This window comes from Mesorhizobium sp. P171375, from assembly GCF_057786075.1.
In genome coordinates this window covers 6,434,983-6,452,910 of the sequence record NZ_JBYNWF010000001.1, presented here as the reverse complement: position 1 = coordinate 6,452,910, position 17,928 = coordinate 6,434,983, and the positions used below count along the sequence as shown (strand labels likewise).

General features: G+C 63.3%; 12 protein-coding genes. 5 read left to right on the top strand and 7 right to left on the bottom strand.

Going from position 1 to position 17,928, the window contains the following annotated elements; all coding sequences use genetic code 11:
- Positions 1 to 70 precede the first annotated feature (70 nt).
- Positions 71 to 823 carry a sulfite exporter TauE/SafE family protein gene (locus tag ACYHH6_RS31425; RefSeq protein WP_352586261.1) on the top strand — a complete coding sequence of 251 codons (753 nt, stop codon included), beginning with the start codon at positions 71 to 73 and terminating at the stop codon, positions 821 to 823.
- On the opposite strand, the gene ACYHH6_RS31420 is transcribed toward ACYHH6_RS31425, so the two are convergent.
- On the bottom strand, positions 820 to 1,710 hold the full coding sequence (locus ACYHH6_RS31420) for an MBL fold metallo-hydrolase (RefSeq protein WP_352586262.1): 891 nt from the start codon (positions 1,708 to 1,710) through the stop codon (positions 820 to 822). The two genes, ACYHH6_RS31425 and ACYHH6_RS31420, sit on opposite strands and share 4 nt — an antisense overlap.
- Before the next feature lie 9 nt (positions 1,711 to 1,719).
- Positions 1,720 to 2,769, bottom strand: coding sequence for a threonine aldolase family protein (locus ACYHH6_RS31415; RefSeq protein ID WP_352586263.1), 1,050 nt, complete (start codon positions 2,767 to 2,769; stop codon positions 1,720 to 1,722).
- Positions 2,770 to 3,267: 498 nt separating this feature from the next.
- On the opposite strand from ACYHH6_RS31415, the gene gltB reads away from it, so the two are divergent.
- On the top strand, positions 3,268 to 8,016 hold the full coding sequence (gene gltB, locus ACYHH6_RS31410; RefSeq protein ID WP_352586264.1) for a glutamate synthase large subunit: 4,749 nt from the start codon (positions 3,268 to 3,270) through the stop codon (positions 8,014 to 8,016).
- Positions 8,017 to 8,159: 143 nt separating this feature from the next.
- Positions 8,160 to 9,614 (top strand): glutamate synthase subunit beta, encoded by a 1,455-nt coding sequence (locus ACYHH6_RS31405; protein WP_352586265.1) that lies wholly within the window; start codon positions 8,160 to 8,162, stop codon positions 9,612 to 9,614.
- Here the strand turns inward: ACYHH6_RS31405 and ACYHH6_RS31400 are convergent.
- The gene (locus tag ACYHH6_RS31400) at positions 9,611 to 10,816 is read right to left on the bottom strand and encodes an SGNH/GDSL hydrolase family protein (RefSeq protein WP_352586266.1); all 1,206 of its coding nucleotides are present in this window, start codon (positions 10,814 to 10,816) and stop codon (positions 9,611 to 9,613) included. The genes ACYHH6_RS31405 and ACYHH6_RS31400 overlap by 4 nt on opposite strands.
- 103 nt (positions 10,817 to 10,919) lie before the next feature.
- Entirely contained in the window at positions 10,920 to 12,143 is a 1,224-nt protein-coding gene (locus tag ACYHH6_RS31395; protein WP_352586267.1) for a lytic murein transglycosylase, read from the bottom strand.
- 207 nt (positions 12,144 to 12,350) lie between these two features.
- Here ACYHH6_RS31395 and galU point away from each other — a divergent pair, with 207 nt between their 5' ends.
- Entirely contained in the window at positions 12,351 to 13,256 is a 906-nt protein-coding gene (gene galU / locus ACYHH6_RS31390) for a UTP--glucose-1-phosphate uridylyltransferase GalU (protein ID WP_192254541.1), read from the top strand.
- Here galU and ACYHH6_RS31385 read toward each other — a convergent pair whose 3' ends face one another.
- A complete protein-coding gene (locus ACYHH6_RS31385) occupies positions 13,257 to 15,035 on the bottom strand; it encodes an outer membrane beta-barrel protein (protein WP_352586268.1) in 1,779 nt (592 codons plus the stop codon).
- Between the two features lie 150 nt (positions 15,036 to 15,185).
- Between ACYHH6_RS31385 and ACYHH6_RS31380 the strand changes: the two genes are divergently transcribed.
- On the top strand, positions 15,186 to 16,187 hold the full coding sequence (locus ACYHH6_RS31380) for a KpsF/GutQ family sugar-phosphate isomerase (protein WP_352586269.1): 1,002 nt from the start codon (positions 15,186 to 15,188) through the stop codon (positions 16,185 to 16,187).
- 87 nt (positions 16,188 to 16,274) lie between these two features.
- On the opposite strand, the gene ACYHH6_RS31375 is transcribed toward ACYHH6_RS31380, so the two are convergent.
- Together ACYHH6_RS31375 and ACYHH6_RS31370 are read right to left on the bottom strand one after the other, a co-directional pair.
- A complete protein-coding gene (locus tag ACYHH6_RS31375) occupies positions 16,275 to 16,739 on the bottom strand; it encodes an NfeD family protein (RefSeq protein ID WP_352586270.1) in 465 nt (154 codons plus the stop codon).
- A gap of 101 nt (positions 16,740 to 16,840) precedes the next feature.
- Positions 16,841 to 17,791 (bottom strand): SPFH domain-containing protein, encoded by a 951-nt coding sequence (locus tag ACYHH6_RS31370; protein ID WP_352586271.1) that lies wholly within the window; start codon positions 17,789 to 17,791, stop codon positions 16,841 to 16,843.
- Positions 17,792 to 17,928: the final 137 nt, after the last annotated feature.

Genomic DNA, 17,928 nt, shown 5'->3' with positions numbered 1-17,928 from the left:
GAAGCCTCTGTCACCCAGAACCATGGGCTCTGGCTCTTTTGGTAGGGGCGCCGCCTTCCCATGAAGGGCGATGTCTGATTTCTCGCTGGCGTTGGCAGCCACCATTGCCGTCACCTTCCTGCTGGCCGGCATCGTCAAGGGCGTCACCGGCATGGGCCTGCCGACGCTGGCGATGGGCCTGCTCGGCACCGTCATGCCGCCGGTCGCGGCGGCTTCGCTGCTGATCGTGCCGTCCTTCGTCACCAACATCTGGCAGCTGTTTGCCGGACCGAGCTTTGCCTCGATCCTCAAGCGGCTGTGGCTGATGATGGTCGGCATCGTCGCCGGCACGCTGGCCGGCTCATGGCTCTTGGCCAGCGACAACGTCAAATGGACGACCGCCGGCCTTGGTGCTGCGCTGATCGTCTATGCCGTCTACACGCTGCTGGCGCGGCAATTGACGGTTCCCGCGTCAGCCGAGCGCTGGTCGTCACCTGTCGTCGGTTTTCTCACCGGCCTCGTCACCGGCGGCACCGGTGTGTTCGTCGTCCCTGCCGTGCCTTACATCCAGGCACTGGGGTTGAGCCGCGACGACCTGATCCAGGCGCTCGGCCTGTCCTTCACGGTGTCGACCATCGCGCTTGCCGCCGGCCTTGCTCCGCATGGCGCGTTCCAGGTCGAGCACATCGCCATGTCGTCGCTGGCGGTCCTGCCAGCGTTGCTCGGCATGTGGCTGGGACAATTGCTGCGGCGGCGGATCAGCCCGGCGACCTTCCGACGCTGGTTCCTGATCTTCCTGATCCTGCTTGGGCTGGAGCTTCTGCTGCGGCCATTCCTCGCCTAGGTGCCGGTCGCGAGAACGGCCTCGACGTTCTGCCGGTGAACGGGGTCGTATAGCGCGAAGTACTCGACCGCACCGGTGGCGAACATGTCGGCGCCAAAGGTTTTCAAATCCTGCTTCGCCAGATCGGGCTCATGCCGGCAACGGAGCAGTTTCTGGACATAGGCTTGCGTGGCGGCGATGAAGCTTTTGTCATAGCCGCCTCGTTCGATCGCTTCGAGCGAACCGTGATTGGGCAGGATGCGGTTGATCGGCCAGCCGGCCATGCGTTCGAGATCGACCAGATGTTCAGCCAGCCGATCCGCCTCGCTGACATAGGTGATCGGATCCTCGAGTGTGTCGCCTGCCAGAAGCAGGCTGGTTTCGGGCATGAACAGCACCGTGCCGTCATGGCTGTGGATTTCGACCTGGCGCAACTCGACGGCGATCGACCCAACCGTGAGGTCGAGGCTGCCTTCGAAGGTCCTGTTCGGCAGCACGAGCGGCTTGATCGGCGGAATGCCGCCTTCGATCTCGGCCCGGTTTTGCACCAGCGCCGAGGCGGTGAGCGTGTTGGCGATGATCTCGCAATTCTGAAACACCTCATTGCCGGCAATATGATCGTCATGCCAGTGGCTGAGCACGACCCGGATCGAGCTGACGCCCATGGCTTCGAGCGTCTGCCTGATATAGCGCGCGTGCGGTAGCGAAATATGGGTGTCGTAGACAAGCGCGTGCGGCCCGTCGACAACGGCATAGGTGCAGATGCCGAGGGCATAGGCACCGTCGTCCAGCCAGTTCGGCTCGTCCGACCAGGCGCGAACGCCGTCGATGCGACCATCGTAAAAGCCCAGCACGTTTGGCGCCGGGCGAACCAGCCGCATGGTTGAGCCGAGAGGTGGCTTGGTCATCGGAATAGCTCAGGCAATCATGTGGCCGAGGTGGTCGACCTCTTCAGCGGTCGTCGCGAAGCTGGCGACGAAGCGGTAGATCGCTTCATTGTCGCCGAGGTGGCCGTCGAAGCTTTGCGGCACGCCCCATTCGTAGAATTTGGCGCCGTCGCCTTGCATTTTTTCCGCCTTGCTGCGGTCGAGAATGGCGAACACTTCATTGGCCTGCGGCAGCCAGGCCAGCCGGCCGGACGGCGCGTCCTCGATCGCCGCGGCCAGCCTTGCGGCCATCGCATTGGCGTGGCGCGCCATCCTCAGCCACAGATCGTCGGCAAAATAGGCCTCGAACTGGGCCGAGATGAAGCGCGCCTTGGAGAAGGTTTGCCCGGCGCGCTGGCGAAGCAGGCGCAGGTCGCGCGCCACGTCGGGGTTGAGGACGACGACCGCGTCGGCCATCCAGCAGCCATTCTTGGTGCCACCGAAGGAGATGATGTCGACACCGCTCTTCCAGGTCATTTCGGCAGGGCTGATCTCTGTCGCCGCAACGGCGTTGGCGAAGCGCGCGCCGTCCATGTGCAGCGGCAGCTTGTGACGGCGAGCCACCTCCGAGACAGCTTTGACGTCGTCGACGGTGTAAACGGTGCCTACTTCGGTCGCCTGGGTGATTGTCACCGCCATCGGCTGGCCGGCAGGGACGAGATCCTGCGAATAGCGCTTGATGGCCCGGTCGAGCGCCTGCGGATTGATGCGCCCCAGAGGTCCCGGGACGGGCGACATACGCGCGCCGCCGGTGTAAAAACCCGCGGCGCCGAATTCATCGACATTCATATGCGCTTCCGCATGGCAGAAGGCGACGCCGCCGATCCGGTTCAACGACGCCATGGACAGCGCGTTGGCCGCCGTGCCGGTGGCAACGAAGAAGACCGCGACCTCGCGCTCGAAAATCTCGTTGAAGCGCTTGTAGAGGGCGCGGTCGAGGTCGCCATCGCCATAGGCGGTGGCGATGCCGGCAGCATGGCGGGTCAGGTTGGCCGAGATATCGGGATGGACGCCCGCCCAGTTGTCGGATGCAAAGAACATTCGGAAAGTCCATGTCTGATTGCGAAAAGGAGGGCGACCATGGCCGCTTCGGGGTTTGACGCGCAAGGGCCAAGGGCTGAAAAAGCGGTAAAGCCAGCGGCTGATCACGAAGGCGTGCGGGGGACCGAAGTTTTCGTTTCGACTGCGCGTCGCGTAATTTTCTGTCGCCAAACGTCCAAGATTTTTGTGAATCGGTCTTGTGTGTGCCCGGGATTTCTGTCATAAAAATTTAGGACAGTAGTGCTGTCTTATTTTGTCGCACAAGTCAGGCTGGATTGGCGTATCATTTGGGCCACTCCGGCCGTTGCCGCGAGCGACGGGTAGACGGCTCGGCTGTGGCCTGTACGATACCGGATACGAACCGGCGGCGCATCGCTCGGTTCGCCAAGGATTTCGCAAGACGTGCCGCAAGAATGAGAGCGGAAGCCAGTCGCTTCCCAAGGTAGACCAGCGCCCCAAACGCAAGAAGTGCCAGGGGCCGGAACGGAGGACAGGACGATGACGGAACTGACGCCATCTGCGATTACCGGCCAGGCCGCGCAGACGAAAGCGGCAGCCGTTAAAAATCCATCCATTACCACTGGCCTGACCAATGGCGGCCGAACCACCAACGGTATGGCCGCGCAGGGTCTCTATGATCCGCGCAACGAGCATGACGCCTGCGGCGTCGGCTTCATCGTCAACATGAAGAACGTCAAGTCGCACCAGATCGTCAAGGACGGGCTGTTCGTGCTCGAAAACCTGACGCATCGCGGCGCCGTCGGCGCCGATCCGCTGATGGGCGACGGCGCCGGCGTGCTGGTGCAGATCCCGGACCGTTTCTTCCGTGAGGAGATGGCGGCCCAGGGCGTTGAACTGCCGGCGGCCGGCCAATACGGCGTCGGCCACTGGTTCATGCCGCAGGACGCGGCGCTGCGCGCTCATGTCGAAGACATCATCGCCGAATCGGCGCAGTCCGAAGGGCTGCCTCTGCTCGGTTTCCGTGACGTGCCGGTCGACAATTCATCGCTGTCGAAGGCGCCCGATATCGCGGCCTCCGAACCGTTCCATCGCCAGGTCTTCATCGGCCGCACGGCCGACATTACCGACGACGAGGAATATGAGGCCAGGCTGTACCTGCTGCGCAAGGTCATTTCCGGCCGTATCTACGCCGAGAACGACAACAGGGATATCGGCGCCTACTGCGTGTCGCTGTCGGCGCGCACCATCGTCTACAAGGGCATGTTCCTGGCCTATCAGGTCGGCGCCTACTACAAGGATCTGTCGGATCCGCGTTTCGAGACGGCGCTGATCCTCGTCCACCAGCGCTTCTCGACCAACACCTTCCCGTCGTGGAAGCTGGCGCATCCCTACCGCATGGTCGCCCACAATGGCGAGATCAACACGGTGCGCGGCAACAACAACTGGATGGCGGCGCGCCAGGCCTCGGTCGATTCCGAGCTGTTCGGCAACAACATCTCGAAGCTGTGGCCGATCTCCTATGACGGCCAGTCCGACACTGCGTGCTTCGACAATGCGCTCGAATTCCTGTTCCAGGGCGGCTACAGCCTCAGCCACGCCATGATGATGCTGATCCCGGAAGCCTGGGCTGGCAACAAGCTCATGGATGCTGACCGCAAGGCTTTCTACGAATACCATGCAGCGCTGATGGAGCCGTGGGATGGGCCGGCCGCGGTCGCCTTTACCGATGGCCGCCAGATCGGCGCCACGCTCGACCGCAACGGCCTGCGCCCGGCGCGCTACATCGTCACCGACGACGACCGCGTCATCATGGCCTCGGAAGCCGGCGTGCTGCCGGTGCCGGAGGAGAAGATCGTCAAGAAGTGGCGGCTGCAGCCCGGCCGCATGCTCCTGATCGACCTCGCCAAGGGCCGCATCATTTCCGACGAGGAGATCAAGTCGGAGATCGCGACCAGGCACCCCTACAAGACCTGGCTCAACAACACGCAGCTGATCCTGGAGGATCTGAAGCCGGTTGAACCGCGCGCGCTGCGCAAGGATGTCAGCCTGCTCGATCGCCAGCAGGCGTTCGGCTACAGCCAGGAAGACACCAAGCTGTTGATGTCGCCGATGGCGACCACCGGCCAGGAAGCCGTGGGTTCGATGGGCACCGACACGCCGATCTCGGCGATGTCGGACAAGTCCAAGCTGCTCTACACCTATTTCAAGCAGAACTTCGCCCAGGTCACCAACCCGCCGATCGACCCGATCCGCGAGGAGTTGGTGATGAGCCTGGTGTCGTTCATCGGTCCGCGGCCGAACATCTTCGATCTGGTCGGCAATTCGCGCCGCAAGCGGCTCGAAGTGCGCCAGCCGATCCTGACCAATGGCGATCTGGAAAAGATCCGCTCCATCGGCCACACCGAGGACCGTTTCGACACCAAGACGATCGATATCACCTATGGGTCGAGCGAGGGCGCGGCCGGCATGCAGGGCGCCGTCGAACGTCTGTGCGAGCGGGCGGAAGCAGCTGTCGCCGGCGGCTACAACATCATCATCCTGTCCGACCGCCAGGTCGGTCCGGACCGCATCGCCATCCCGGCGCTGCTGGCGACGGCGGCGGTGCATCACCACCTGATCCGCAAGGGCCTGCGCACCGCGGTCGGTCTGGTCGTCGAATCCGGCGAGCCGCGCGAAGTGCATCATTTCTGCTGCCTCGCCGGCTATGGTGCCGAGGCGATCAATCCTTACCTCGCCTTCGACACGCTGCTCGACATGCACAAGCGCGGCGAACTGCCGGCGGAGGTCGACGCCTACGAAGTCGTCTCGCGCTACATCAAGTCGATCGGCAAGGGCATCCTCAAGGTGATGTCCAAGATGGGCATCTCGACCTACCAGTCCTATTGCGGCGCGCAGATCTTCGACGCCATCGGGCTTAAGTCGGATTTCGTGCAGCAGTATTTTACCGGCACCGCGACGCTGATCGAAGGCGTGGGCCTGGACGAGGTTGCGGCCGAGACGCTCAGCCGCCACACCGATGGTTTCGGCAACGACCCGGTGCTGCGCAACAGTCTTGAGGTCGGCGGCGAGTACATGTACCGCATGCGCGGCGAAGCCCATATGTGGTCGCCCGACGCCGTCGCCACCTTGCAGCACGCCGTGCGTCAGGGCTCGTGGGAGACGTTCAAGGAGTATTCGGCGCAGATCGACAGCGAGACGGCCCGTGCCCAGACCATTCGCGGCCTGTTCAGGATCAAGCTGGCGGAAGAGACCGGCCGCAAGAAAGTCGCGATAGAGGACGTGATGTCGGCGGCCGACATCGTCAAGCGCTTCTCGACCGGGGCTATGTCGTTCGGCTCCATCTCACGCGAAGCGCACACCACGCTGGCGCGCGCCATGAATCAGATCGGCGGCAAGTCGAACACCGGCGAGGGCGGCGAGGAAGCCGACCGTTATCTGCCGTTGCCCGGCGGCGGCAAGAACCCGGAACGCTCGGCGATCAAGCAGGTCGCCTCGGGGCGGTTCGGCGTGACGGCCGAATATCTCGTCAATTCCGATGTCATGCAGATCAAGGTCGCGCAGGGCGCGAAGCCAGGCGAGGGTGGTCAGTTGCCCGGCCACAAGGTCGACGCGACCATCGCCAAGGTCCGGCATTCGACGCCCGGCGTCGGCCTGATCTCGCCGCCGCCGCATCACGACATCTATTCGATCGAGGATCTGGCGCAGCTGATCTACGACCTGAAGAACGTCAACCCGGCGGCCGACGTCTCGGTCAAGCTGGTGTCGGAAGTCGGCGTCGGCACGGTTGCGGCCGGCGTCGCCAAGGCGCGCGCCGACCACATCACCATCTCGGGCTATGATGGCGGCACTGGTGCATCGCCGCTGACCTCGCTCAAGCACGCCGGCAGCCCGTGGGAAATGGGCCTTGCCGAGACGCACCAGACGCTGGTGCTGAACGGGCTGCGCTCGCGCGTTGCGCTGCAGGTTGACGGCGGCTTGCGTACCGGGCTCGACGTCATCATCGGTGCGCTGCTCGGCGCCGACGAGTTCGGCTTCTCGACCGCGCCGCTGATCGCGGCCGGCTGCATCATGATGCGAAAGTGCCATCTTAACACCTGCCCGGTCGGCGTCGCGACGCAGGACCCGGTGCTGCGCAAGCGCTTCAAGGGCACGCCCGAGCATGTCATCAACTTCTTCTTCTATGTGGCGGAAGAGGTGAGAGGGCTGCTCGCCGAGATGGGCTACACCCATATCGACCAGATCATCGGCGACAGCGACCTTCTGGAAAAGCGCGAGATGATCCAGCACTGGAAGGCGCGCGGGCTCGATTTCGGCAAGATGTTCTTCAAGCCGGACGCGCCGCATGAAGCGGTGCACTGGACCGAGCGGCAGAAGCACCCGATCGACGATGTGCTCGACCGCAAGCTGATCGAACTGGCCAAGCCCGCGCTCGAGGCCAAGCAGCCGGTCAAGATCGAGGTCGACATTCGCAATGTCGACCGTTCGACCGGTGCCATGCTGTCGGGCGAAGTGGCCAAGCGTTTCAGGCACAAGGGCCTGCGCGAAGACACGATCCAGGTGAAGCTGACCGGCACTGCCGGCCAATCCTTCGGCGCCTTCCTGGCGCGCGGCATCTCGTTCGATCTCGTCGGCGCCGCCAACGACTATGTCGGCAAGGGCCTGTCGGGCGGACGCATCGTCATCCGGCCGCCGGAAGAATCCAAGATCGTCGCGGCTGAATCGATCATCGTCGGCAATACGGTGCTCTATGGCGCCACCGAGGGCGAGGCCTATTTCGCCGGTGTCGCCGGCGAACGCTTCGCGGTGCGCAACTCGGGTGTGGCCGCCGTCGTCGAAGGTGTCGGCGACCATGGCTGCGAGTACATGACCGGCGGCATCGTCGTCGTCATCGGCCAGACCGGCCGCAACTTCGCCGCCGGCATGTCGGGCGGCGTCGCCTATGTGCTGGACGAAGCCGGCGATTTCGCCGCGCGCTGCAACATGGCGATGGTCGAGCTGGAGCCGGTGCCGGAAGAAGACGATTTGATGGAAAGGCTGCTGCATCATGGCGGCGACCTCGACCACAAGGGCCGCGTCGACGTCTCCGGCGACATGACCAGCCATGACGAGGAGCGGCTCTACCAGCTGATCTCGAACCACGTCCATTTCACGGGTTCGGTGCGCGGCCGCGAGATCCTCGACGACTGGACGACATTCCGGCCGAAATTCCGCAAGATCATGCCGGTCGAATACCGCCGTGCGCTGATCGAGATGGAACGCATGCGCATGGGCGTGGCGGCGGAATAGGCTTTTGAGACTTGCCGGGGAGCCCAGGCTTCCCGGCGGAACTTTCAGCGACAGTTTGACCTCCGACGCAAGGTTGCCATGGCTGCCTCAAGGGGTTAACGGGTGCGGCGAACCCGCACCATCTGGACAGCAGGAACTGGACTATGGGCAAGGTAACAGGCTTTCTCGAAATCGACCGGCAGGTGCACAAGTACCAGCCGGCCTCCGACCGCATCCGGCATTTCCGCGAGTTCACGCTGCCGATGTCGGACAAGGAGGTCGAGAAACAGGCCGCGCGCTGCATGGATTGCGGCATCCCGTTCTGCCACGGGCCGACCGGTTGCCCGATCCACAACCAGATCCCGGACTGGAACGATCTAGTCTACAATGGCGACTGGGACAATGCGATCCGCAACCTGCATTCGACCAACAATTTCCCCGAATTCACCGGCCGCATCTGCCCCGCGCCTTGCGAGGAAGCCTGCACGCTGAACCTCGAGGACATTCCGGTCGCTATCAAGACGGTCGAGCAGGCAATCGCCGACAAGGCTTACGAGACCGGCCATATCCGGCCCTATCCGCCAGAGAAGAAGACCGGCAAGCGGGTCGCCGTCATCGGCTCCGGCCCGGCCGGCATGGCCGCGGCGCAGCAACTCGGCCGCGCCGGGCACGAGGTCAGTGTCTACGAGCGTGAGAGCCGCCCCGGCGGGCTGATGCGTTATGGCATTCCCGACTTCAAGATCGAGAAGCACTATATCGACCGCCGCATCGAGCAGATGCAGGGCGAGGGCGTGACCTTCCATTGCGGCGTCAATGTCGGTGTTGACAAGCCCGTCGCCGAGTTGCTTACCGAGTATGACGCGGTGCTCTATTGCGGCGGTTCGGAATCGCCGCGTCCGGCCAACATTCCGGGCGACGATCTCGGCGGCGTCTATGATGCCATGCCCTATCTGGTGCAGCAGAACCGCCGGGTCGGCGGCGAGCCGATCCAGTCGGTGGCGTGGCCGTCGCATCCGATCATCGCCGGCGGCCAGCATGTCGTCGTCGTCGGCGGCGGTGATACCGCGTCCGACTGTGTCGGCACGGCCTTCCGCCAGGGCGCGGTGCGCGTCACCCAGCTCGACATCCGCCCGCAGCCGCCGGAAAAGGAAGACAAGCTCGCGGTCTGGCCCTATTGGGCGACGAAGATGCGGACGTCGTCGTCGCAGGCCGAAGGTGCGGAGCGCGAATTCCAGGTGGCTACGCTCGAATTCATCGGCGAAGACGGCCAGCTGACCGGTGTGAAGTGCTGCGAGGTTGACGAGAAGCGCAAGCCGATCGCCGGCACCGAATTCGTCATCCGCGCCGATCTCGCCTTCATCGCCATCGGCTTTGCCGGACCGGCTGCCGTGGGCGTTGCGAAGGAGCTGGACGGTCAGATGAAGATCACGACCGACAGCCGGCGTTCCAGGAATGTCGAAGCCAACGATCGCGACTACAAGACCAGCGTCGACAAGCTTTTTGCCGCCGGTGATGTGCGCCGGGGCCAGTCATTGGTGGTGTGGGCGATCCGGGAGGGCCGCCAGGCGGCGCGCTCGATCGACGAAGCGCTGATGGGGACGACGGTGTTGCCTCGCTAACGGTTGATCGCCGTCGTCGTATCAGTCGCGGCAGCGGCCTTCGGCGGCCAGGAGAAATCGTCGGCGCGGCCGGGTGACGCTTCGGGGGCCTTGCCTTCGAGGATCAACTTTTCGCCAGGCAGCTGCGGATTGGCCTTCGGCGTCGCCGCGGCGCCGAGAAGTTCGGTGCCGCCGTCGAGCGCCGGATCGTTGAGCAGCATCGGCACCGTGCGGTCGACCACGATGGGGGCGGCGGGCAGCGACGGTGCCTCGACCGGGGCACCGGCGGGTGCGGCAGCCGTCACCACGCTTCCCGGCGCTGCCAGGCCGAGGATCTTGGCCAGCGGCTTTTCGGTGTAGAAGGCGAGCTTGCGCTTGCCGGCTTTCGAGACGTTGATGCCGTCGTCGGAGCGCAGCCGCACGGCCTGGCCGTTAATATCGGGGCCGGTCGTGACGAAGGCGCCGTTCTCGTCGACGAACCCGTCCCAGACATCGACGAATTCGCCGCCGTTCTTCTCGGCGGCCGAGTGGTAGATGTCGTTGAAGGCCAGCATGTCGGAGGTCATCTTCGGCGCCTTGAAGGCCGGCATGCCGACCCACAGATACGGCACTTTGGTCGACGCCAGCGCCTTGCCGAATGCCTCGGTCCGGCGCTCGTATTCCTTGGTCCAGTTCTCGGAACGCGGCTGTTCGCGCACGTCGTTGACGCGCATCTGCTGACGGTCGTTGGAGCCCAGCATGACGACGACCGCTGCCGGTTTCTCCGTCTCGATCAGCGATTTGACCTGTTCGGGCCAGTTGTAGACGTCATCACGCACGAAGCCTGACGAGCCGTTGGCGCGCTCGACGATCCTGATGGCGGGGTTGGCGGCAAAGGCGGTGTCGAGGCCCTCGGCAAGGCCGCTCGCCATGAAATCGCCGATCACCAGGATGACGCGGGAATCCGGCGCCTTCTCGACAATCGGAACGGCAGGTTCAACGGGCGCACGGGGCTTTTTCTTGACCTTCGGCTTTGGCTTTTGGATGTCGAGCGGCGGCTCGATGCGTTCGCTGCGGCGCGGGAACAACAGGTCGCGCAGCGACCAGCCGCGGTCCTGCGGTTGTTCCTGCGCCAAAGCCGGTGTGTGGAAAGTGCCGGCGACTCCCGTCGCCAGGACAACGATGGCCAGAACGAGGATCGGCAAGCGGAAAACGATCACACGGATACGCGCTGCCGAAACCAAGCTCCCTCTCCATCCCTTTGTGCATGACCCTCGCAGGGATCATGCGCAGATCGATGCTACAGCGTCCCTTGCGCGTCGCAAATGCGCTGCACTGCAGCTGGCCCTATTTCTTTCTGAGCCATTTGAGCACTTCCATGCTCGGATACCCGTCCTGGGTCAAGCCGACCTTTGCCTGATAGGTCATGATGGCGGTTTTCGTGCCGTCACCGATCTTGCCGTCGAACTTGCCGTCGTAAAGCCCGTGCTGCGAAAGCCGCTTCTGCAACTCCTGCCTTTCCTCGAAGGACAGCTTGGTGAAAGGCCGCTTCCAGTCCTGCACCAGACCACTAGAGCCGGCGATTTCGTCGGCAAGAAGGCCGACGGCGAGGGCATATTTGTCGGCGTTGTTGTAGGCCTTGATGACGGAGAAGTTCTTGATCATCAGGAAGGCCGGTCCGCCGCGGCCGTCCGGCACTTTCAGAGTCGCCTTGTCGGTTGCGTTCCTGAACGGCTTGCCATTGGCCCTGGCGACGCCGAGCGCCTGCCACTGCGCCAGCGTCTTCGAGCCAGCGGGCAGTTTGCCGGCCGGAATGGTGACCTCGTAGCCCCAGGTCTTGCCGCCCTGCCAGCCATTCTTCTTCAACAGATTGGCTGATGTCGCCAGCGCATCGGGGATCGAATTCCAGATGTCGCGCTTGCCGTTGCCGTCCATGTCGACGGCATAATGCTGATAGCTGGTCGGGATGAACTGGGTCTGGCCCATGGCGCCGGCCCAGGAGCCCATCAGGTGGCTTTCGTCAATGTCGCCGGTCTGCAGGATCTTCAGCGCGGCGACTAATTGGGTGCGGGCGAATTTCGACCGCTTCGGGTCGCCATAGGCGAGCGTCGCCAGCGAGCGGATGACATTGCGCATGATGTCGTCGCGCTTGAGGATCTCGCCATAGTTCGATTCCATCGACCAGATGGCGAGCAGGATGTAGCGGTCGACGCCGAACCGCGCCTCGATGCGGTCCAGCCACGGCTTCCATTTCTTCGCCATCTGCTGGCCGACGGCAACCGACTGGTCGTGGACGCGGTTGTCGAAATAATCCCAGGCGGGTGCGGTGAACTCAGGCTGCGTTCGTGCCTTTTCCAGCACCACCGGGTCGGGTTCGTTGATGCCGCGGAAAGCCTGGTCGTAGACCGCGCCGGAAACACCGCCCGCCACCGCGGTGGCGCGGAAACCGGCGACCCATTGCCGGAAACCGGCATCGGCAAAGGCCGGCCCGGCAGGCATCAGCAAGGCGAGCGAGAGGCTGGCTGCCGTCATGACGCTGGTAAAACGTTTTGCGGCATTGCGAACGGACATCTTTTCCCCCTTCTTTATCTCAGGAAGAACCATTCATCGCCGAACCGGGTTAGGAATTAGTTTACCATAGGTGCCGTCGGGAACGAAAAGACACGTCGATGCTTTAGGCACTGGAAGTTCTCACCAGCAGCTCGTAATCCTCGATTTCGGCGTGAAAATGTCTCGAAACGGGATTGCGGAGCAGGCAATCAAACGGATAATTGACGCATGAAGCGAGTTCGCAAGGCAGTTTTCCCGGTCGCCGGTCTCGGCACGCGGTTCCTCCCGGCCACCAAGGCCATCCCCAAGGAAATGCTGACCGTCGTCGACCGGCCGGTCATCCAGTATGTCGTCGATGAGGCGCGCGAGGCCGGCATCGAACATTTCATCTTCGTCACCGGCCGCAACAAGGCGGTCATCGAGGACCATTTCGATATCCAGTTCGAGCTCTACGACACACTCGCCCAGCGCGGCAAGGACGAGCAGCTGGCCCGCCTGCAGCGGCTGCAGCCGGCACCAGGGCAGACCTCGTTCACCCGCCAGCAGGTGCCGATGGGCCTCGGCCACGCCGTCTGGTGCGCGCGCGAACTGGTCGGCGATGAGCCGTTCGCGCTCTTGCTGCCCGATATGATCATGCAGTCGGAAAAGAGCTGCATGAAGGCCATGGTCGAACTCTATGAGGAGACCGGCAACAACATCATCGCCGTGCAGGAATGCGATCCGGCCGAAACCCACAAATATGGCATTGTCGGGCGCGGCGAGGACACGCATCACGGCTTCCGCATCACCGAGATGGTCGAAAAGCCGAAGACCGGCACCGCGCCGTCCAATCTCTACATCAACGGCCGCTACATCCTGCAGCCCGAGATCTTCACGATCCTCGAAAGCCAGGAAAAGGGCGCCGGCAACGAGATCCAGCTTACCGACGCGATGCTGAAGCTGGAAAAGCAGCAGCCTTTCTTTGGCTACCACTATCAGGGCCGCACCTTCGACTGCGGGTCGCCGGAAGGATTCGTCGAGGCCAATGTCGCCTTCGCGCTGTGGCGCAGCGACATGAATGAGAACATGGCCGGCGTCATCCGCACGCTGCTCGACGAGATGAAGCCGTCCGAGCGCCGCGGCGCTGCCTTCTAGCTACCGCTGCAGCTTCAGCCCCAAATAGATGCTGTTGGCGGTGTAGTTGCGCCCGGGCAGATTGCTGGTCAGCTTTTCGGTGCGGGCGCGGCTGGTGAGGCCGACATAGCGGTTCAGCCACCATGTCAGCCCGGCCTCGGCGCTCAGCGTCAGGTCATGCCCGTCGGAGCCGGTGTAGTCGCGCCAGTCGAGGCCAAGGGCGGCGTTGCCGGTCAGGTCGGCGCGGATCTGCCGTTCGCCGGTGAGGCGGCCTGAATAGAGGAGGTCGCCGCTCTCATTGGCGGTCGTCGTGCCTTCGATCATGGTCTGCGCGGTCAGGCCGATGATGGTGCCGCGTTCGGGCGACCATTTAAGGTCGGCATTCACCGACGCCCCCGAATTCGCCTCCAGCCGGTTGTCGTCGATCGCTTCCCGGAGCCAGCCGGCCGAGAATTCGCCGGCCAGTTTCTCGCCCATGTCCACTTCGACACCGGCGCGCGCGCCAAGCCGCGTCGACGACCGTTCAAAGCCGCTTGAATCGACGCGCAGATCATAGGCGCGTCGGCCGACTTCGACTTCGGCGAAAGGCGTGATGGCGGGCGAGATCTCGTAACCGGTGCGCAAGGTCGCGGTGTAGAGGGTGGAATCGCGATCCTTCTGCGACAACACGGTGCCGTCGGTCAGCTTCGCGTCGCCATAGATATCGTGGGAGACCGCGCCGGTCAGCGCGAAGCGGAGCTTGCCGACATCCTTCTTGACGGCGAGGCTGCCGTCGACGGTCTGGCGTATCGGCTGCGAGGTGACGCCGGCAATGGCGTCGGGCGAGGACGCCGATTCCGGCGCAATCTCGTAGCCGAGTTTGGCGATGGCGCGCAGTTCATTGTCGAGGTCGACATTGAGCGTGCCTTCGATACGACCGCGCCCCTCGTTGATCTTCTGGCCCGAAATGGTGTTGCGGAAGTTGCCGTAGCCGTCGATGACAGCCGAATTCTCGCGCCAGTCGGAGGCGGCAGAGAAACGCAGCGCCGTTTCGGACAGCACCGCCGACTTGCCGCCGCTGCTGGAATCGGCGTTCGATGTGACGGTAACGCCTTGCTCCAGCGTCGGCCGCAGCAGGAAGGAGCCAACCTTGATGCCGGTTGCCGCGTAGGGGTCGTCCTCGGGCTTCTTCTTCTGGCCTTCGATGGCATCGGTACGCTCGGCGCCAGGGTCGAGCTTCTGCCGGTCGACACTATCGACGGTGAGGGCGCGGCGGTTGGCCGTATCCTGCTCGGTGTCGTCTGTCGTGTCGGTCGGCGTTGTTCCGGTCGTGGTCGAGTCCGTGGCCTGGCCAGGCTTCTTCTTGTCGGCAGCCTTGGTTTTGTTTTTGGTCTTGTCCGCAGCGACGGCGCGCTGTTTTGTCGTCGACGGCCGGCGTGGCTGGACGGTTGGCGGCTGGTCGGCGAACGAATCGTCGGTGGCTTGCGGCGGGTCGAAAATGCTGTTTGCGCCGGCTTGTGACGGGTCGGTGTCGTCCGGCAAGGCGCCATCGCTGGCCGGCACATAGGCGGTTGGCGTGTTCTCCGTGGGGGCGGTGTCGGCAGGCGCCGGCTTGACCTGCGTGTTGGCCTTGCTCAATTGCCTGGCCCGGCGCTGCTGATCGGACAGGATCGCCGATTCCGAGACTTCGCCGCGCAACTCGGTTTCCTGGGCATAAAGCGCAGTTGGCCGCTGCAATGCGAGCACGCTCGTCGCCACAAGCAGAGCGCAAAAGGCTCCGCCCGTTCGACCTTTTTTCTTTTCAGGCTGGGCCCGCGACATCGTCACCACTGCTTGCGCGGCGCAAGCGCGCCATACTTACCGAACCGTAAACGGGGATGGTTAACGGAGGGTTGAAGGGGTGCCTGTCAGACCTGGCCGGACGGCAATTCTGTTGGACAGGCGAACGGCAACGCGCTAATCGCATCAGCCATGCATGCGAGATCCCCAGAAAAGAAGCCTTTGGACAGTCAGGCTTCGATCGCCTCGGCGCTGAGAACGGTAGCCACGGAACAGGCCGGCGTGGCGGCATTGGCTGCCGCGCTGGAAAACGGACTGGCCGAACCCTTCGCGCACGCTGTCGACATTATCTCGCGCATCGATGGCCGGGTCATCGTCACCGGCGTCGGCAAAAGCGGCCATATCGGCACCAAGATCGCGGCGAGTCTGGCTTCGACCGGCACGCCTGCCTTCTTCGTCCATCCGGCGGAGGCCAATCACGGCGACCTCGGTATGATTGCCAGGGACGATGCCATCATCGCCATGTCATGGTCCGGCGAGAGCAAGGAATTGACGGGCATCGTCGCCTATTCCAGGCGCTTTTCGATTCCGCTGATTGCGATTACCGCAGGCGCGACTTCGGCGCTGGCGCGCGCGGCCGACGTGGTGCTGCTCCTGCCATCGGTGCCGGAAGCCTGCCCGCATGGCCTGGCGCCGACGACGTCAACGCTGCTGCAACTGGTCGTCGGCGATGCGCTGGCCATCGCGTTGCTCGAAGCGCGCGGCTTCACGCCCGACCATTTCCGCACCTTCCATCCCGGTGGCCAGCTCGGCGCCAATCTGACTCTCGTTTCCGAGATCATGCGGGTCGGCGATCAGATTCCGCTAGCCGTGCTTGGCACCAAGATGCCGGAAGCAGTCATGACGCTGTCGAACAAGAAAGTCGGCTGTGTCTGCGTCGTCGACGGGAAGGGCGAACTGGTCGGGATCATCACCGACGGCGATGTCGCGCGCAATTTGCATCGCAACCTGGCCGATATCGCCGTGGACGACATCATGACCCGCACACCGAAGACGGTCGACCCTCAGACTCTGGCCGGCACGGCGATCGCGCTTCTCAACGAATACAATATCGGTGCGCTGGTGGTGACCGAAAACAGGATGCCCGTGGGGGTGATTCACTTCCACGATTTGCTGCGCATCGGCGCCGCCTGAGGAAGCTCAAAGCGCGTCGCATTGGGGTGACCTATACGCGACGCGCTTCGATTTTTTGCCAAGAATGCGCAGCGCGCTTTTGGGTGCTCAGACAGCCTCGACCGTCAGTTCCAGATCGGTCTCGGCGGAACTGACGACGCGCACCTGTGTACCAGCCGGCAGGTCAGGACCGGAGACGCGCCACAGCGTGTCGCCGAGTTTTATGCGACCGCGACCATCCTTGATCGGTTCGGCAAGGGTAGCCATCTTGCCGACCATCTGTGCGCCGCGGCGGTTGAGCAGCGGCTGGTCGGTCGCGTCATGACGCCCGCCAACCAGCTTCTTGCCGGCGAAGGCCGAGACCAGCGACAGCGCCAGGAAGGCGAGGACCTGGACTTCCCAGGTCCAGAAGCTTGCGTCCCAGATCAGCAGGGAAACCACGCCGATCAACAGCGCGGCGATGCCGATCCACAGCATGAAGATGCCAGGCGCAACGACCTCCATCACCAGGAGGACGAGGCCCAGAACCATCCAGTTCCACGGACCAAGTTCGGAAATGATGCGGTCGAACATGGGAGTATGCTCCTAGTTCTTGTTTGAGAGCATGATCTTGTCCGAAAACCGGTTCCCACTTTTCGGGATCATGCTCCTATGATCTCAGTTCTCGCTTGATCTCAATTCTCGCTCGGGCGAACCACCGGAGGGCGGGCAGCCTGCCGCGCGGCGCCGGCGGTGCCTTCGCTACGAAACACCTCTTTGGCGATCTCGCTTATGCCGCCGAGCGTGCCGATCAACGCCGAGGCTTCCATTGGCATCAGCACGACCTTGCTGTTGTTGGCGGTACCGATCTTGCCCATCGCTTCGGTGTATTTCAGCGCCACGAAGTAGTTGAGCGCCTGCACGTCGCCCTTGGAGATGGCTTCCGACACAACCTGGGTGGCGCGGGCTTCGGCTTCGGCTGAGCGTTCGCGCGCCTCGGCGTCGCGGAAGGCGGCTTCCTTGCGGCCTTCGGCCTCGAGGATCTGAGACTGCTTGAGGCCTTCGGCGGCAAGGATCTGCGCACGCTTGTTACGTTCGGCCGTCATCTGCCGGCCCATCGATTCGATGAGGTTGGCCGGCGGATTGATGTCCTTGATCTCGACGCGGGTGATCTTGATGCCCCATGGGTGCGCCGCTTCGTCTACGACGCGCAGCAGCCGCTCGTTGATGGCGTCGCGGTTGGACAAGAGTTCGTCGAGGTCCATAGAGCCCATCACGGTACGGATGTTGGTCATCGTCAGGTTGAGGATGGCGTTCTCCAGGCCGGCGACCTGATAGGCGGCCTGCGCGGCATTGAGGATCTGGTAGAAGGCGATGCCGTCGACACCGACTATGGCGTTGTCGCGGGTGATGATTTCCTGGCTCGGAACGTCGAGCACCTGCTCCATCATGTTCATCTTGGCGCCGATACGGTCGACGAACGGCACGATGAGGTTGAGGCCGGGGCTTAGTGTTTTGGTGTAACGACCAAAGCGCTCCACCGTATAATTGTAGCCTTGCGGGATTGTCCGGATGCCTTTGATAAGAAGCACCAACACCAGAAAGGCAAGCGCACCAATCGCAATACCGAAAACACTGAAGTCCATTTAAATCTCCCTCAGATGCCGGCCATGGCGTTGATTCCATGCAACCGACTTCACCAAACACTTAGGTGTGTTTCAATAATGTTACAATCAGGTGATCGCTGATTATTAGTGCGTAGAATACCGCAACAGTGGCGATC

Coding starts and splice junctions, on each gene's coding strand:
- ACYHH6_RS31425 (WP_352586261.1), top strand. CDS start 71: ATGTCTGATTTCTCGCTGGCGTTGGCAGCCACCATTGCCGTCACCTTC.
- ACYHH6_RS31420 (WP_352586262.1), bottom strand. CDS start 1,710: ATGACCAAGCCACCTCTCGGCTCAACCATGCGGCTGGTTCGCCCGGCG.
- ACYHH6_RS31415 (WP_352586263.1), bottom strand. CDS start 2,769: ATGTTCTTTGCATCCGACAACTGGGCGGGCGTCCATCCCGATATCTCG.
- gltB (WP_352586264.1), top strand. CDS start 3,268: ATGACGGAACTGACGCCATCTGCGATTACCGGCCAGGCCGCGCAGACG.
- ACYHH6_RS31405 (WP_352586265.1), top strand. CDS start 8,160: ATGGGCAAGGTAACAGGCTTTCTCGAAATCGACCGGCAGGTGCACAAG.
- ACYHH6_RS31395 (WP_352586267.1), bottom strand. CDS start 12,143: ATGTCCGTTCGCAATGCCGCAAAACGTTTTACCAGCGTCATGACGGCA.
- galU (WP_192254541.1), top strand. CDS start 12,351: ATGAAGCGAGTTCGCAAGGCAGTTTTCCCGGTCGCCGGTCTCGGCACG.
- ACYHH6_RS31385 (WP_352586268.1), bottom strand. CDS start 15,035: ATGTCGCGGGCCCAGCCTGAAAAGAAAAAAGGTCGAACGGGCGGAGCC.
- ACYHH6_RS31380 (WP_352586269.1), top strand. CDS start 15,186: ATGCATGCGAGATCCCCAGAAAAGAAGCCTTTGGACAGTCAGGCTTCG.
- ACYHH6_RS31375 (WP_352586270.1), bottom strand. CDS start 16,739: ATGTTCGACCGCATCATTTCCGAACTTGGTCCGTGGAACTGGATGGTT.
- ACYHH6_RS31370 (WP_352586271.1), bottom strand. CDS start 17,791: ATGGACTTCAGTGTTTTCGGTATTGCGATTGGTGCGCTTGCCTTTCTG.